Annotated in this window: 17 protein-coding genes and 1 pseudogene; 15 read left to right on the top strand and 3 right to left on the bottom strand. The window is 56.9% G+C overall.

Annotated elements, in window-relative coordinates:
- Positions 1 to 3 precede the first annotated feature (3 nt).
- The 4 genes from AFERRID_RS03055 (at position 4) to AFERRID_RS03040 (ending at position 2,269) form a co-directional block, all read left to right on the top strand.
- Entirely contained in the window at positions 4 to 663 is a 660-nt protein-coding gene (locus AFERRID_RS03055; protein ID WP_126604341.1) for an FMN-binding negative transcriptional regulator, read from the top strand.
- The gene (locus AFERRID_RS03050; RefSeq protein WP_113526063.1) at positions 660 to 1,346 is read left to right on the top strand and encodes a DJ-1/PfpI family protein; all 687 of its coding nucleotides are present in this window, start codon (positions 660 to 662) and stop codon (positions 1,344 to 1,346) included. The genes AFERRID_RS03055 and AFERRID_RS03050 overlap by 4 nt, the downstream gene beginning before the upstream one ends.
- 69 nt (positions 1,347 to 1,415) lie before the next feature.
- Positions 1,416 to 1,907 (top strand): GNAT family N-acetyltransferase, encoded by a 492-nt coding sequence (locus AFERRID_RS03045; RefSeq protein WP_226833143.1) that lies wholly within the window; start codon positions 1,416 to 1,418, stop codon positions 1,905 to 1,907.
- A gap of 152 nt (positions 1,908 to 2,059) precedes the next feature.
- Positions 2,060 to 2,269 carry a type II toxin-antitoxin system HicB family antitoxin gene (locus AFERRID_RS03040; RefSeq protein WP_113526065.1) on the top strand — a complete coding sequence of 70 codons (210 nt, stop codon included), beginning with the start codon at positions 2,060 to 2,062 and terminating at the stop codon, positions 2,267 to 2,269.
- Positions 2,270 to 2,871: 602 nt separating this feature from the next.
- Here the strand turns inward: AFERRID_RS03040 and AFERRID_RS03035 are convergent.
- Positions 2,872 to 3,069 (bottom strand): annotated as a pseudogene (locus AFERRID_RS03035) (transposase); the annotation flags it as partial.
- A gap of 392 nt (positions 3,070 to 3,461) precedes the next feature.
- Here AFERRID_RS03035 and AFERRID_RS15260 point away from each other — a divergent pair.
- The 9 genes from AFERRID_RS15260 (at position 3,462) to AFERRID_RS15115 (ending at position 7,145) form a co-directional block, all read left to right on the top strand.
- Positions 3,462 to 4,004 (top strand): class II aldolase/adducin family protein, encoded by a 543-nt coding sequence (locus tag AFERRID_RS15260; RefSeq protein ID WP_226858178.1) that lies wholly within the window; start codon positions 3,462 to 3,464, stop codon positions 4,002 to 4,004.
- Positions 4,001 to 4,390: a PadR family transcriptional regulator gene (locus tag AFERRID_RS03025; RefSeq protein ID WP_172959321.1), complete on the top strand. Its 390-nt coding sequence runs from the start codon at positions 4,001 to 4,003 to the stop codon at positions 4,388 to 4,390. Before AFERRID_RS15260 ends, AFERRID_RS03025 begins: the two co-directional genes overlap by 4 nt.
- Positions 4,383 to 4,772 carry a carboxymuconolactone decarboxylase family protein gene (locus AFERRID_RS03020; protein ID WP_113526068.1) on the top strand — a complete coding sequence of 130 codons (390 nt, stop codon included), beginning with the start codon at positions 4,383 to 4,385 and terminating at the stop codon, positions 4,770 to 4,772. Before AFERRID_RS03025 ends, AFERRID_RS03020 begins: the two co-directional genes overlap by 8 nt.
- Positions 4,765 to 5,151, top strand: a complete 387-nt coding sequence (locus AFERRID_RS03015; protein ID WP_113526069.1) for a hypothetical protein — start codon at positions 4,765 to 4,767, stop codon at positions 5,149 to 5,151. The genes AFERRID_RS03020 and AFERRID_RS03015 overlap by 8 nt, the downstream gene beginning before the upstream one ends.
- 276 nt (positions 5,152 to 5,427) lie before the next feature.
- Positions 5,428 to 5,958, top strand: a complete 531-nt coding sequence (locus tag AFERRID_RS03010; protein WP_113526070.1) for a hypothetical protein — start codon at positions 5,428 to 5,430, stop codon at positions 5,956 to 5,958.
- 141 nt (positions 5,959 to 6,099) lie between these two features.
- The gene (locus AFERRID_RS03005) at positions 6,100 to 6,288 is read left to right on the top strand and encodes a hypothetical protein (protein ID WP_126604339.1); all 189 of its coding nucleotides are present in this window, start codon (positions 6,100 to 6,102) and stop codon (positions 6,286 to 6,288) included.
- Between the two features lie 72 nt (positions 6,289 to 6,360).
- Entirely contained in the window at positions 6,361 to 6,573 is a 213-nt protein-coding gene (locus AFERRID_RS03000) for an AbrB/MazE/SpoVT family DNA-binding domain-containing protein (protein WP_113526071.1), read from the top strand.
- Positions 6,573 to 6,971, top strand: a complete 399-nt coding sequence (locus tag AFERRID_RS02995; RefSeq protein WP_126604338.1) for a type II toxin-antitoxin system VapC family toxin — start codon at positions 6,573 to 6,575, stop codon at positions 6,969 to 6,971. The genes AFERRID_RS03000 and AFERRID_RS02995 overlap by 1 nt, the downstream gene beginning before the upstream one ends.
- On the top strand, positions 6,972 to 7,145 hold the full coding sequence (locus AFERRID_RS15115; RefSeq protein ID WP_172959301.1) for a hypothetical protein: 174 nt from the start codon (positions 6,972 to 6,974) through the stop codon (positions 7,143 to 7,145). It begins immediately after the preceding gene.
- A gap of 263 nt (positions 7,146 to 7,408) precedes the next feature.
- Here the strand turns inward: AFERRID_RS15115 and AFERRID_RS02990 are convergent, their stop codons facing one another.
- Positions 7,409 to 8,476 carry a ribonucleotide-diphosphate reductase subunit beta gene (locus AFERRID_RS02990; RefSeq protein WP_225982026.1) on the bottom strand — a complete coding sequence of 356 codons (1,068 nt, stop codon included), beginning with the start codon at positions 8,474 to 8,476 and terminating at the stop codon, positions 7,409 to 7,411.
- An 88-nt stretch (positions 8,477 to 8,564) separates the two neighbouring features.
- The gene (locus AFERRID_RS02985; RefSeq protein WP_126604336.1) at positions 8,565 to 11,417 is read right to left on the bottom strand and encodes a ribonucleoside-diphosphate reductase subunit alpha; all 2,853 of its coding nucleotides are present in this window, start codon (positions 11,415 to 11,417) and stop codon (positions 8,565 to 8,567) included.
- Positions 11,418 to 11,741: 324 nt separating this feature from the next.
- Between AFERRID_RS02985 and tldD the strand changes: the two genes are divergently transcribed.
- Positions 11,742 to 13,187: a metalloprotease TldD gene (tldD, locus tag AFERRID_RS02980; protein ID WP_113526075.1), complete on the top strand. Its 1,446-nt coding sequence runs from the start codon at positions 11,742 to 11,744 to the stop codon at positions 13,185 to 13,187.
- Between the two features lie 96 nt (positions 13,188 to 13,283).
- Complete coding sequence (gene ftsH, locus AFERRID_RS02975) at positions 13,284 to 15,209, top strand: ATP-dependent zinc metalloprotease FtsH (RefSeq protein ID WP_113526076.1); 1,926 nt, start codon at positions 13,284 to 13,286, stop codon at positions 15,207 to 15,209.
- The last annotated feature ends 37 nt before the right edge of the window (positions 15,210 to 15,246 follow it).

The raw sequence follows: 15,246 nt of genomic DNA, 5'->3' as shown, positions 1-15,246 counted from the left end.
AACTTGTATTGTCCTGAGCCATTTGCAGAAAACCGCCCGGAAATCCTGCGGGCGCTGATTCAGCGTTACCCTCTCGCAACACTGGTCAGCATGGGCGGTAATGGTTTGGAGGCAAATCATATTCCCTTGTATCTCGCACCCGGAGAAGGACCGCAACCGGTGCTGCAGGGACACGTGGCACGCGCTAATCCGCTGTGGCGAGAGGCGCCCCCGGACGATGAGGTGCTGGTCATCTTTCAGGGGCCGCAACACTACATCAGCCCCTCGTGGTACGCGACCAAGGCGGAAACCGGCAAGGTGGTCCCAACCTGGAACTATGCCGTCGTCCATGCTTACGGTCCGCTGCAGGTCAGAGACGATCCCGCTTGGGTACGGCAACAGATGGTCGCCTTGACCGCGCAGCAGGAGAGTGGCTTTACCCTGCCCTGGCAGGTGGATGATGCGCCTCGGGACTTTACGGAGCGGCTTATTGGGCAGGTGGTGGGCATAGAAATTCCCATCTCCCGCTGGATGGGTAAGTGGAAGGTCAGCCAGAACCAGCCGTTTGGTAACCGTGATAGTGTCGTCGCACACCTGGAGCAGCAAAACCAGCCTGACTCCGGGTCCATGGCTGAATATGTTCTGGCCAGCCTGAAAGACGGCAAACAGGACCATCCCGGATGACGATTACGGTGGGTTTTCTGGTGTTTCCGGGCATTCAACTGCTGGATCTGGCGGGTCCTTATGAGATTTTTTCGGCCTTGCCGGATGGCGAGATACATCTTTTCTGGAAAACCCGGGAGCCGGTGGCCTGTTCAGCGGGTATGCGCATTTACCCGACGACCACCCTTGACGATGGGCCGCTGGTGGACGTGCTTTGCATTCCGGGCGGCGTCGGCATCAACCCCTTGCTATGCGATGAAGAAGTACGGGGATGGGTGCAGCGCCAAGCGTCGACAGCGCAGTTTGTCACCTCTGTCTGCACCGGTGCCCTGCTGCTTGGCGCCGCGGGATTACTCGCTGGACGGCGCGCGACGACGCATTGGCGTTATCATGATCTCCTCGCCAAATTTGGCGCCATACCTGTACAGGAGCGTGTGGTTCGGGATGGTAATCTGATCACTGGCGGCAGTGTTACCGCCGGAATAGACTTTGGTCTCGTGCTGGTCGCAGCGCTGCGCGGTCAAGCCGCAGCGGAAGAAATTCAGCTTGCCCTGGAATATGCGCCGGAGCCGCCTTTCCAGGCCGGCAGGCCGGAGGATGCCCCCAAGGATATCGTGGAGGTTGTCCGGCGCCACACCGAAACATTGCGCGCCGAACGTGAGCGGATGATTGGGCAGTGGATAACACGTCCTCCAGCGGAATGAATCAAGGGCAAGACGAAGGGGATGATTGTGGGGCGTAGACCATTGCTACCTCAGATGGTGATTCGATTGTTGGCGAAGGATGAACTGGCCATGATCTTGCCGCTGGTACAGGAGCTCAATCCTGGCGTGCCGCCGGACGTGCTCGCGCAAAGACTTCAGGATATGACCGCACAGGGATATCGCTGCGCCGCCGCGCTTGCGGATGATTGCTGTATCGGTGTGGCGGGCATTTGGCTGGGCACGCGTTTTTGGTGTGGACGCTATCTGGATGTCGACAACGTGATCGTCGATCCGCAGTATCGGGGTGTCGGTATTGGTCAACAGCTTATGGATTGGGTAGAGACCTACGCGCACAAAGAGGGCTGCGAAATCATGGTGCTGGATGCTTACGTCACCAATCATCCTGCGCACAGGTTTTATCAGCGCAACGGTTACCAGATCATCGGCTACCACTTCGTCAAATCATTGCAGTCGACTGACGTATCCACAAGCCCAACTGACAGCATGACGGAAGTCATTGATGAGGATGGGGCTCCTCGTCAAGAGCCATGGGTGCGATAGCCGGGATGGCCGCAGCAGACTGGAAGCGGTCGTTACCATAGAAGGGGTGGCCGAGATCATCAATCTCCAACCCATAGGACGCATGGCGAAGCCCTACCAAGTGAAGCAAGCGCGCAGCATACTCACCAAGTATCACCTAGGGATTAATAACGATGAGTAAGTATGAACTGGTCATTTATTGGAGTAACGAAGACAGTGCTTTTATCGTGGAAGTTCCTGAACTCCCTGGCTGCATGGCCGATGGCGCCACTTATCAAGAGGCGGTAGCCAATGCGGAACGGGTGATTGGTGAATGGGTCGAGACGGCAACGGAGCTGGGGCGCCCCATACCAGAGCCACGCGGGCGGTTGCTCTATGCATGAAGCACTCCTTGTCCCCATTTGACGCCCTGCTGCGGTCAAAGCCTGTTGGACAGCAGCAGACTGATTGCGGTCGTTCAACCGCGGGAGGCAGATGACATTATCCGACCTATATTTACCAGTTGGCTGCATACAACGCTGTAACAGCGCAATGAACGCATGGCCGCTATTCTCCTAAATCCGGCTTTGGCCACGGATCGGCCGAGTCGTTAGAGAATTTCTACTGCGTCAACGTTGAGTTCTGCTGAAATTGGCGGGTGATCACTCATTGGCGTTCCTTGAGGCATAACGTCGCAAATCACGGCGGCAAATAGCAGAGCGAGGAACGAGCGGCGCTTTTTTCCGCCCGAGTGCATTTGCCTTGTTAGCCATTAGATTAGAATACTGGTTCAGAGTACAAGTCAGATTTTCTTACTACAGCCGATATTTCGTACTTTGCACTCACTTCAGCGACTAGATCGACAAGCCATGTTGGAGCAGTTGGTGCAACGTGAATAGTAGTAATTAAATCATTCAAAACAATTGGCACTGTTGTGCCAGACTGACTGATTTGCTTACCTAATTCGATTCCATTGTCATTACTTGGCAAATGGTTCCTCGACGTTTTAAGTGGGTATCCTGAGATCCAGTTTACCCAGGATCAGGTAGGCCATGTTGATGAAGTTTTTGTGGGTGCGGTAACCCCGAGCCTTGGCCTTGGCGGATTGGATGAGGCTGTTGAAGCCTTCGAGAATGCCGTTGTTGATCTGGCTCTCGAACCAGCGGAGCACGCCATCCCAATGGTTCAAGACGGTATCTGACACCGGGGGCGGGGAATGCCAGAATACCTGTGTCTCCTGTGAATTTAGGGTAATGCGGCGTTTCCTGCGTGATTTTTGGCACCTTTTTGCAGAGAGATCCCCATACCGCTAATCGAGTTATGGCAACCTTCATACCCCCGACAAATGCCGCATCTCCGCCGGCATGCGCCTCACGTTCTAAATGGCTTGCACTGCTTCACAGCCAAGAGTATTCTCGTGTCATGTATATGTGATTTACATATATTACCAATAAACATCTAACTGTGAGGTGATTCATGACTGACAGCACACTAAATCTGGCACAGGAACTGATTCGTACCGCCAATGCGCTGCGTGAGCGCGGCCTGCTGTTCCGTGGTGCACACGCCAATCTTTCTGCGCGGTAGGACGACCGCCTGCTTATCACTCGTGGCGGTTCGGTCGCCAATCTGGGTGAAAAAGACCTCTCCTGGCTTCCGGTCGCGGCCGAAGGCCTGCAGTCTGATTTTGATGCCAATTATCGCGAAATCATCGAGATGCACACCCGGCTTTACCGGCATCGTGCGGACATCTGCGCGATCATTCACTGCCACCCGACCCACAGCACAGCGTTCGCCGTCGCCCAGCAGTCCGTGCCCGCAGTTTACGAACCGATGCTGCGCCAAGGCATGCATACCGATGTGCCCGTCGTCGCTTGGGCGCCGCGCGGTTCGAGCGCCTCGGTAAATGGAATACTCGAGGCATTCGACAGGCCCGATACGGTAGCCGTACTGCTGGCCAACCATGGCGTACTGGTGACGGGCGATACGCCTGAAGTGGCACTGAACCGCCTGACGGCATTGGAAGAGGCCGCAGAACTGGTACTGCATGCGCGCGTGCTAGGCGGAGAAAAGGCACTGCCCGATGCCGCTTATCGCGAAGTGGCGGAACGCATGCAACGTTTTCGGAAGGCGTCTTGAGACCCAGAGAGTCCAATCGCCAGGGCCGACACCTGGCAAGCTTCGCGCTGCTCCTCTGTGCAGAGGAGCCGACACATGGCCTGGCCCTTCACCGCAGCATCAATCAATTGCTGCCGGAAGGGCTCAAAGTGGATGCCGGCAATCTGTACCGCCTGCTGCGGGAGATGGAGGCGCGCGGCACATTGCGTTCGGAGTGGAGCACTGTCGGTTCTGGAGCGGCACGCCGCGTTTACCAGATCACACCAGTGGGTCTTGACGAATTGGCAGACTGGCACGAGGACATTGCGCACCGCCGCCAAGCCTTCGATCTCTTTATCCAACGCTACGATGCGCTGCGCTGCCGGCCCGCAACGCACGAGCACTTAAGGAATCCGCTAAATGAATGAAACTCCCGTTGAGACACGTTACAAGGAACTATTCGGATATATCCCCGATGGCGTACGCATGAGAATCGATCTGGCACGCATGGCCGGCCGTGAGACCGCTCTCGAGGCCATCGAGCACCTGCGCGACACGTTAATCCATCACAATCCGCTTGAACGCAAAACCCAGCAGCTTGTCCATCTGGGTATGCTTCTGGTACTTGGCCGTGAGGCACCCGCTCTATTGCATGCACGTGCCGCAATCCAGGCAGGCGCAGACGCGCCTGAGCTGCACGGCGTGTGCGAAACGGCAGCCATCGTCGGCGGCATGCCGGCTTACAACCTGGGCGTCCAAGTGGTCAGCCAGGCCCTGCGGGAATCCACAGGAGACAACGCCAATGAGTGATGTCACCTCGGCGCAATCCAGCAGCACACTCGCCGGTACAATCGAACTGCGCCTGACCGCCGCCGCTCGACGCGCGCTCGCGCAACGTGAGACACCATTGCTCGTACATCTCGAATTGCTGTTCAGTTGCATGATTCGCAAACAGGTGCTGTTCCTGGAGTCAGAACATCCTGACGCTCTCCTGCTTGATGGCGGCGAGCAGCAAGTACGGATCGGGTTCCGCGCCGTCGGCACGAAGACCTGCCTGATATCCGACCAACCGGTACCCGAGCTGCAAACCTTCCCCATCAAGCGAGTGGAACCGTTCCTGGCGCGTTGGCTGAGTCTGGATATTAAACATGGACAATGGCGCGGAGAGTTTGGTTACGTAGGCAATTAAGGGTGCGCCCTTCACGCAACGAGGGTAAGCACCCAGCAACCCCCGTCTTCCCCTCACATGCGTGGGGAAGACGGGGAAAAAAATGGTATCAAGAGATCAGGCACGGCCTGATTCCTAAATATCGCGTTTTATACCTCCTTTATGCAAAGGAAACCGACTTGGATTAGACTGTGGATTGGGAGGCGTACTAGCTTCTCTTCAATCTGCTTTAAGCGGTTCACGAACCAAATCTCCTAGTTTTTACCTGGAGATATTTACTGTTATAAGGATTGTCTAATGAAATCTGTAAAAGTATTGCTATCGAGTATCACAGCCATTCTGTTGTTGAGCACTTCCTCTGCCTACGCCTTGTCTTTAGGTCAGCTTGAAACAATGAGCCCTGGTCAAAAGAAACAGGCCCAACAGTATTTTCGAACTCATTCCCTGGGTTTTTCTTCAATTTTCAAAAGATATCATCCTGGACCTTACTGGATACTAAAGAATAAATCTGCGTTTCATTTGACACCCGGACAAATCCAGAGGGAAAGCCAGATCAAGGATGAGATGGCTATGCACACCATCGAGGATGACAGGGCACTGCAGCAGGCATATGACAAGTACGAAAAGGACGCCGCTACCGCACATCCGACCTTGGCAACGATAAAAGGTGACATCATCCGCGTTGGGAAAGCAGAAATGCGATTAGGATGGGAAATGGTTCCTTACCATCTCCAAGGCTATGCATTGCTCAATCCCGCACAAAAAGCCACCTACACCCAATTGGCTGCCAAGACTTGGGCACAGCATCACAGAACACCTGACAAGTGAGCGGGCGGAGGGACGATAATCGCTCAGAAGTCTCCCGCGAGTTTTCGGCTATCTCGCAATTTTGAGATGACGTAAGGAGAAAGGAGAAAATCGCGGGAAAGGCTCAATCTGTAAAACTTCCTGGGTTCCTCGACGTTTTAAGTGGCTAGCCTGAGATCCTGTTTACGAGTGCTGGAGCGTATCTACATCGGCCGTCGCTTCAAGAACGACACCGAGCGGCTGGAAAAGCTGTTCGATCTCTACACCAAGATGACCGCTGCGGCTGCACCGGCCAAGGGCAGCAAGCGCAAGGCGGGTGCGAAACACCCAGAGTCAACGCTTGGGCTGTGAAATTGCCTGGCATCCCGGGCTGGAGTCAGGTATTCTTACCAAATACGCATCGATTCCACAGGAGTGCGAACCATGACCGCTACAGCCACCTTGTCGAGCAAGTTCCAGATTTCCATCCCCAAGGCCGTGCGCGAAGAGCAGCACTGGGAGGCAGGGCAGGAGTTCGTGTTCATTCCCAAGGGCAAGGGTGTGCTGGTGATGCCTGTGCCCGAGATGGCGCAGTTGGTCGGCATCGCCAAGGGTGCTGCCACCTCTGATGTCCGTGATCGCAAGGATCGCTACTGATGGGGGCAGCGCCTTGCGTGGTCGATACCTCGGCATGGATCGAATGGCTTGCCGACACCGCGCTGGGCAAGCGTCTGGGAAAGCAGTTTCCGGACAGGCCGCAGTGCATTGTGCCGACCATCGTGCAGCTTGAACTGTCGAAGTGGCTGGTGCGTGAAGTCGGCGAGGAACAGGCCGACCAGGTGATCGCCTATACGCAGAAATGCGTCGTCGTGCCCCTGGACACCGCCGTCGCGCTGCTCGCGGCAGATTTGCACCGCGAATACAAGCTGGCCACGGCCGATGCCATCGTTTACGCGACGGCGCGGCGTCAGGGCGCGACCTTGCTCACCTGCGATGCGCATTTCGATGGGCTGCCTTGCGTGGCGCTGTTCGCCAAGACCGATGGGGAAAATTGAATGAATATGGGGAAAAGCATCCCCTCCGTCTCCGTCACCTACGCCCGTAACGGCGCGTCGACCAAGGCCAATGCGCTGGGGATGCGGCCGATGCAGGAACGCGCCTACGAAAAGCGTGGCGAGCAATACCTGCTCATCAAGTCGCCACCCGCATCGGGCAATTTTCGATTTTAATCGTGTACATACTCATCACTTTCCCCTTCCCGCGATTAGGTTTGCAATGCAGTTAGTTATCGATGTTTCTAACGCATACGTTTCAAAGCTGGGCGAGAATGACTGCAAACGCTGCACTGTGGACATTCGAATTATGGTTGGGCATTACGCGCGAGACGAGGTTTTTGTCTTTTGCTGCCTCTTCATTAAGAAGAGGCAGCCTACGTTTGGCTGACTGGTCTCATTTGATCTCACTTTATGTGTCGCCCAACGAACGAACCCGCTTATTCCCAGCTCAGCGCCCCGCCGGTCTGATACTCGGTGACCCGCGTCTCAAAAAAGTTCTTCTCTTTCTTGAGATCCATCATTTCGCTCATCCACGGGAAGGGATTCTGTACGCCCGGATACTGTTGCGGCAAACCGAGCTGCACCAGACGGCGATTGCCGATATATTTGACGTATTCCCTGAAGACCGGTGCATTCAGGCCAAGCACGCCGCGGGGCATAGTATCGTCGGCGTAAGCACATTCCAGTTCTACGCCGCGGCGGATCAGGTCGATGATTTCCTGCTGGAAAGCCTCTGTCCAGAGCTGCGGATTTTCCACCTTGATCTGGTTGGCCATATCGATACCGAAATTGCAGTGCATGGATTCATCGCGCAGGATGTATTGATACTGCTCCGCCGCGCCCACCATTTTGTTCTGCCGGCCCATCGCCAAAATCTGGCTGAAACCCACATAGAAAAAGGTGCCTTCCATGATCGCCGCAAATACGATCAGCGAGCGTAATAATTTCTGATCATTTTCCAGGGTGCCGGTTTTGAAATGGGGGTCCGCCAGAATGTCGATAAAAGGCATCAGAAACTGATCCTTATTCCGTACCGAGGGTACCTCGTGGTACATGTTGAATATCTCGCCCTCATCGAGGCCGATGGATTCGACAATGTACTGATATGCGTGGGTATGAATGGCCTCTTCAAAGGCTTGGCGCAGCATATACTGGCGGCATTCCGGGGCGGTGATATGACGATACGTGCCCAGCACGATGTTGTTGGCCGCCAGACTGTCCGCCGTCACAAAAAAGCCCAGATTGCGCTTCACGATACGCCGCTCGTCCTCGGTCAGCCCCTTGGGGTCTTTCCACAGGGCGATGTCCCTGGACATCTGAATTTCCTGCGGCATCCAGTGGTTGGCGCAGGCGGCGAGGTATTTGTCCCAGGCCCACTGGTATTTGAAGGGCACCAGTTGGTTGACATCGGCGTGGCCGTTAATGATGCGCTTGTCCTCAGCGCGCACCCGTTCAAAACTGTTCATGTCAGTCTCCTCGATGCCACCAACATGCTCCGGACGCATCGCTAACGGTCCATTGAGAATGGATTCTTTACGAAGATTTTCTTCAAAACTTAACATGATGCTTTCCTTATTTTTAACAATTCCCGTATCACTGACAGGCCTCACAAGTCGGATCATCGATCGCACAGGCTTTGGGTTGACCCGATACAACAGCATTGAGGGTGCCCGTCTGCACCGTCGATTTTTCGGCTGCCGTGGCGCTCAGTGAACGCAGGTAGTAGGTGGTCTTCAAGCCGCGTTTCCAGGCCAGCCGGTAGATCTCGTCGATTTTTTTGCCGGAAGGCTGGCCGAAATAGAGGTTGAGACTCTGGGCCTGATCCAGCCATTTCTGCCGCCGCGCCGCCGCTTCCACCAGCCATTCCGGATCGATTTCAAAGGCGTTGGCATATAGGGGCTTGATGCTCGCCGGAATGCGGTCTACGGGCATGACCGAGCCATCGAAGTATTTCAAATCATTGACCATGACCTCATCCCAGAGTTCCAGGCGTTTCAGGTCGTGGACCAGATAGCTGTTCACCACCGTAAACTCGCCGGACAGGTTGGATTTGACATAGAGGTTCTGGTAAATCGGTTCAATACCCTGGCTGACACCGACAATATTGGAGATGGTAGCGGTGGGCGCAATGGCCAGGCAATTGCTGTTGCGCATGCCGCCCTGTACCTTGCCACGCAGTGTTGCCCAGTCCAGATGCTGGCTGCGGTCCACGTCCACGCCGTGCTCACGGCTGGCCGCGAGCCGTTCGATGCTGTCGATGGGCAGGATACCCTGACTCCACAGGGACCCTGGGAAGCTCTGATAACTGCCCCGTTCCCGGGCCAGATCGGCCGATGCATCGATGGCATGGTAGGAAATGACTTCCTGGCTGATGTCGGCAAAGGCGAGGGCTGCTGCCGAAGCGTAAGGAATCCGCATCTGTAACAAGGCATCGGAGAAGCCCATCAGCCCCAGGCCCACCGGCCGGTGCCGCAGATTACTATTACGTGCCTTGGCAACGGCGTAGTAGTTCATGTCGATGACATTATCCAGCATCCGCATGGCAACGCGGATGGTGTGATGCAACTTTTCCCCATCCATCATGGCGAGCAGTTCTTCCGGTGCGCTGTTCTCGCGCAATGCGCCGGAGTCGGCGTCCGCCACTGCCCGCAAATGGGCTACCAGGTTGACGGACCCCAGGTTACAGACGGCAATTTCTTTGGCGTTGGTATTGAGGGTGATTTCGGTGCAGAGGTTGGAACTGTGCACTACTCCGACGTGCTGCTGCGGGCTGCGCAGGTTGCAGGGGTCCTTGAAGGTGATCCAGGGATGGCCGGTCTCGAAGAGCATGGTCAGCATTTTGCGCCAGAGATGAACGGCTGGTATGCGCTTGAACAACCCGATGGTGCCCGCATCTGCCATGTGCTCATAGTGCTCATAGCGCTCCCGGAACGCCGCCCCGGTAAGGTCATGCAAATCCGGTGTTTCATTGGGGCTGAACAGTGTCCACATCGCGTTGCTTTCCACGCGCTCCATGAAGAGATCGGGGATCCAGTTGGCGGTATTCATATCGTGGGTGCGGCGGCGGTCGTCGCCGGTATTCTTGCGCAGTTCGAGGAATTCCTCGATATCCATGTGCCAGGTTTCCAGATAGGCGCAGACCGCGCCTTTGCGCTTGCCGCCCTGATTGACCGCCACCGCCGTGTCGTTGACCACCTTGAGGAAGGGAACGACGCCCTGCGACTTGCCATTGGTGCCTTTGATGAAGGAGCCCAGCGCACGCACCGGCGTCCAGTCGTTCCCCAGCCCGCCGCTGAACTTGGAGAGCATGGCGTTTTCTTTGATGGCCTCGTAGATGTCATCCAGGTCGTCACCCACCGTGGTCAGGAAGCAACTGGACAACTGCGGGCGCAAGGTTCCGGCATTGAATAAGGTGGGTGTCGAACTGACGAAGTCGAAGCTCGACAGCACTTCGTAAAAGGCGATGGCGTGGGTTTCGCGGTCGACTTCATTCATCGCCAGACCCATGGCCACCCGCATCCAGAAGGCTTGCGGCAACTCGATGCGACGCTCCCGTACATGCAAAAAGTAGCGATCATACAGAATCTGCATGCCCAGATACTGGAAGTCCAGGTCCCGCTCCGGCCGGAGCGCGGCGGTGATGCGTTCCAGATCATACTGCCCCAGGCGCGGGTCGATCAGCTCATTCTGGATGCCGGTTTGCAGATAGTCGCGGAAATACTGGGGATAACGTGCGGTCATCTCTGCCTGCGTCGCGGCTTCACCGAGTACTTCCCAGCGCACGCGGTCGAGAAGCAGACGTGCCGAGACGTAGGCGTAGGCGGGATCGCGCTCGATCAGCACCCGGCTGGCCAGAATGGGGGCCTGAAACAGCTCATCCTCACTGATACCGTCGTAGAGATTTTTGACGGTGTTGCCGAGAATGGCGTCTATCGACACGGCGGTGCCTAGGCCACTGCAGGCTTCTTCGATAACGGCGCGCAATCGTACCATGTCCAGAACCCGTCGGCTGCCATTCGGATAGCTGACCTGAATAACCGGGACATCGGCTGGGGTTTCCTCCGCAGCTTGCTGGCGGCGTTCCCGCGCGCGCTCCTCGCGATAAAGCACATAGGCCCTGGCGACTTCGTGTTCGCCGGCACGCATGAGCGCCAGTTCCACCTGATCCTGAATGTCTTCGATGTGAAAGGTGCCGCCCCCCGGCTGGCGCCGTTTCAGTGCTTCGATCACCTGTTCTGTCAGGCGGCTGACGAGGTCACGAACGCGCGCGCTTGCCGCCCCGCTGCCGCCCTCCACGGCCAGGAAAGCCTTCGTCATGGCGATATGAATCTTGCTGGCGTCAAAATTGACCATCGCGTTGTTGCGACGAATGACTTTGTAACGGCTGGCTTCGGAAGGGTCGTAGGCAGGGTTGCCGATGACGGTCTGGGTGGTAGGTTTAGACATGGGCGACTCCAGATCAGGGCGGTGGTGAGGACAAGCAGCGATAGCGGAAAGCGTGGCACCTGAATACTAAATATAGACTCGTTTCTGTCAGTGTCAACTACATCTTGTGCATAATATGGTGCGCAAATGGTGCAAAAGATGTGGATAACCGAACCAGCGGTATCATTTCACGACGAAATTTTGTCCCGGTCGGCGGGTGGATGGCGGTGCGGATCTGGCTGCCGACAACCCTGCTCTGTAGCAGGCGCAACAGATGGTTTGGACTTGTTCTAAACCATGGGTTGGGCGCATACTGACCATCTTAATCTGTCAGAAAGGAACGTCATGACTGCCTCAGCCCTGGAAATTGCCCGCGCTACCCTTTTTGCACCTGGCGGAATCTGCGAGGGGGCGTTGGAAAAGGTGTTCGGTCGCCTCTCCCATCGCGCCCTGGATGATGCGGATCTGTATTTTCAGTACAGCCGCAGCGAGGGCTTTAGCCTGGAAGAAGGGGTCGTGAAGTCGGGCAGTCACTCCATTGAACAGGGAGTGGGCGTGCGGGCGGTGAGCGGTGAGCGTCAGGGGTTGGCCTATTCTGACGAAATCGCGGTTGATGCCTTGTTGACGGCGGCGGATGCGGCGCGCGCCATTGTCCATCGTCCGGGTCAGACGAAAGGACTGGTCTGGCAGCAGCGTCCGGGGCTGGCACTATATCCGCCGGTCGATCCTCTGGCTTCCATTTCCAACAGCGAGAAAATCGCCCTGCTGGAACGGGTGGAACGGGCCGCCCGGGCCTGCGATCCGCGCATTGTCCAGGTGATGGCCAGCCTCACTGCCCGCTTCGAGGCGGTGCTGGTGGCGCGTCTCGACGGTACGCTGGCTGCCGATGTGCGTCCCTTGGTGCGCCTCAACGTCTCCGTCATCGCCGAGCAGGGCGGGCGGCGTGAGCAGGGTAGTGCCGGTGGCGGCGGCCGTTACGATTATCAGACCTTTCTTCAGGGCGACATGGCCGAAGGCTTCGCCCGGGAAGCCGCGCGTCAGGCGCTCGTCAATCTGGAGGCGGAGGCGGCCCCAGCCGGCACTATGGAAGTGGTCCTCGGGCCGGGATGGCCGGGCGTGCTGCTGCACGAGGCCATTGGCCACGGACTGGAGGGGGACTTCAATCGCAAGGGGACCAGCGCCTTCAGCGGTCGGGTCGGCCAGCGGGTCGCCGCGCCGGGTGTCACTGTCGTGGATGACGGTACGCTCGATGGTCGCCGCGGGAGTCTGAATGTCGATGACGAAGGGACCCCGACTCAGTGTACGACGCTGATTGAGGATGGCATTCTCAAAGGTTATCTGCAGGACACCCTGAATGCGCGTTTGACCGGGACGCGTTCGACCGGTAATGGACGCCGCGAGTCTTACGCACACTTGCCGATGCCGCGGATGACCAATACCTATATGCGGGCCGGGGACCGCGATCCTCGGGAAATCATCGCCAGCGTCAAACGCGGACTCTACGCCGTCAACTTTGGTGGCGGTCAGGTGGACATCACCAATGGCAAATTTGTTTTTTCCGCATCGGAAGCATATCTGATCGAGAACGGTAAGATAACCAGGCCTGTCAAGGGCGCGACCCTGATCGGCAACGGCCCGGATGTGCTCACCAGGGTTGAAATGATCGGCAACGACCTCCAGATGGATACAGGAGTGGGTACTTGTGGTAAGGATGGCCAGAGTGTACCGGTAGGTGTTGGACAGCCGACGCTGAAAATCCGTGATTTGACGGTGGGGGGAACGCAGGGTTGAGGAAGCTGCTCTTGTCAGGTGGTCTTGAGAAGGTTAAGATCGGACGATATATTGGTCTTATAATCAGTCTAAATTCTCCCGGTCGGGGGTGAGCTAATGAATAATGTCTTAAAAAATGTACTGTTGTGGGTGGCGATCGGTGTTATCCTGATGCTGGTGTTCCAGAACCTCAATACGAGCAGTTCTACCCCGGCCCAGGCCATGGATTTTTCGACCTTCGTGAGTAGTATCAAGCAAGGTCAGGTCGCGGATGTCACCATCAACGGTAATCATGTGGAAGGCAGCCTGAATTCTGGGCAGCATTTCAGTGTCTACACCCCGGCAAACGATACCCAGATTGTTCCCCAACTGTTGGCTGCGGGAGTGAAGATCTCGGTCAAGCCCCCGGAGGGGCAGTCGCTGCTGCTCTCCATTCTCATCTCATGGTTCCCGATGTTGCTGCTGATCGGCGTGTGGATATTCTTCATGCGCCAGATGGGCGGTGGTGGCGCCGGTGGTCGCGGCGCGATGACCTTTGGCCGCAGCAAGGCGCGGATGCTGACCGAGGAAAACAACAAGGTCACTTTTGCCGATGTGGCAGGTGTTGAAGAAGCCAAGGACGAACTGGCCGAGATTGTTGAATTCCTGCGCGATCCGCAGAAGTTTCAGCGCCTCGGCGGGCGTATTCCCAAGGGTGTGCTGCTCATGGGTTCGCCGGGTTCCGGTAAGACCCTGCTGGCGCGTGCCATCGCCGGAGAGGCGCGGGTACCGTTCTTCTCCATTTCCGGGTCCGACTTCGTGGAAATGTTTGTCGGCGTAGGCGCGTCGCGGGTTCGCGACATGTTTGAGCAGGCTAAAAAGCATGCCCCCTGCATTATCTTCATTGACGAAATCGACGCAGTGGGTCGTCAGCGTGGCGCTGGCCTGGGTGGCGGTAATGATGAACGCGAGCAGACCCTGAATCAGTTGCTGGTGGAAATGGATGGGTTCGAGGGCACCGAGGGCATCATTGTCGTCGCGGCTACCAACCGTCCGGATGTGCTGGATCCGGCGTTGTTGCGGCCCGGCCGCTTCGATCGGCAGGTCACCGTCCCGTTGCCTGACATTCGCGGACGCGAGCAGATTCTGCAGGTACACATGCGCAAGGTACCGGTTGCCCCCGACGTGGACGCCAAGGTCATTGCCCGCGGTACCCCTGGCTTCTCCGGCGCCGATCTGGCCAACCTGGTCAATGAGGCGGCGCTGATGGCCGCTCGTAGAAGCAAGCGTCTGGTGGACATGATTGACTTTGAAGATGCCAAGGACAAGGTCATGATGGGCGCCGAACGCAAGTCGGTGGTGATGAGCGACAAACAGCGTGAGACCACGGCCTATCATGAGTCCGGTCATGCCGTGGTGGCCAAGCTGCTTCCGGGCACGGACCCCGTGCATAAAGTCACCATTATCCCGCGTGGTCGGGCCTTGGGGCTCACCATGCAGTTGCCGACGGAGGATCGCTTCAACTACGAGCGTCAGGAAATTCTCAACAATATCTCCATTCTCATGGGTGGACGCATCGCCGAAGAAGTATTTCTCAACCAGATGACGACCGGCGCAGGTAATGACATCGAGCGTGCCACCGACCTGGCGCGGCGCATGGTGACCCAGTGGGGTATGTCCGGCATCGGGCCGATGGTCATTGGTGAAAAAGAGGAAGAGGTATTCATTGGTCGGGAAATGACCAAGCACAGCAATATCTCCGAGCAGACGGCGAGGACCGTGGACGGAGAGGTGCGCGATATTATTCAGGAGCGCTACGGTATTGCCCGTAAGCTGATCGAAGAAAATCGCGACAAGGTTGAGGCCATGGCCAAGGCCCTGCTGAAGTATGAGACATTGGACGCAAAACAGGTGAGCGCTATCATGGCGGGGCATGATCCGCAGCCGCCGGTGGAAGGGGGAACGGGAAGCTATCCTTCCATCCCCGACGGCAATGTCACAACGGCCGACAAATCCGGCGGGCAGTCGTTGCCCGGCCTCAACCCCGGCGAACATCCGGTTTGACCCTGACGCTGGATTGCAACGGGCGCCCCCTGGTTCT

Origin of the sequence: Acidithiobacillus ferridurans, assembly GCF_003966655.1 — a bacterium.
Taxonomy (GTDB): domain Bacteria; phylum Pseudomonadota; class Gammaproteobacteria; order Acidithiobacillales; family Acidithiobacillaceae; genus Acidithiobacillus; species Acidithiobacillus ferridurans.
This window is presented reverse-complemented; position numbering and strand designations above follow the sequence as displayed.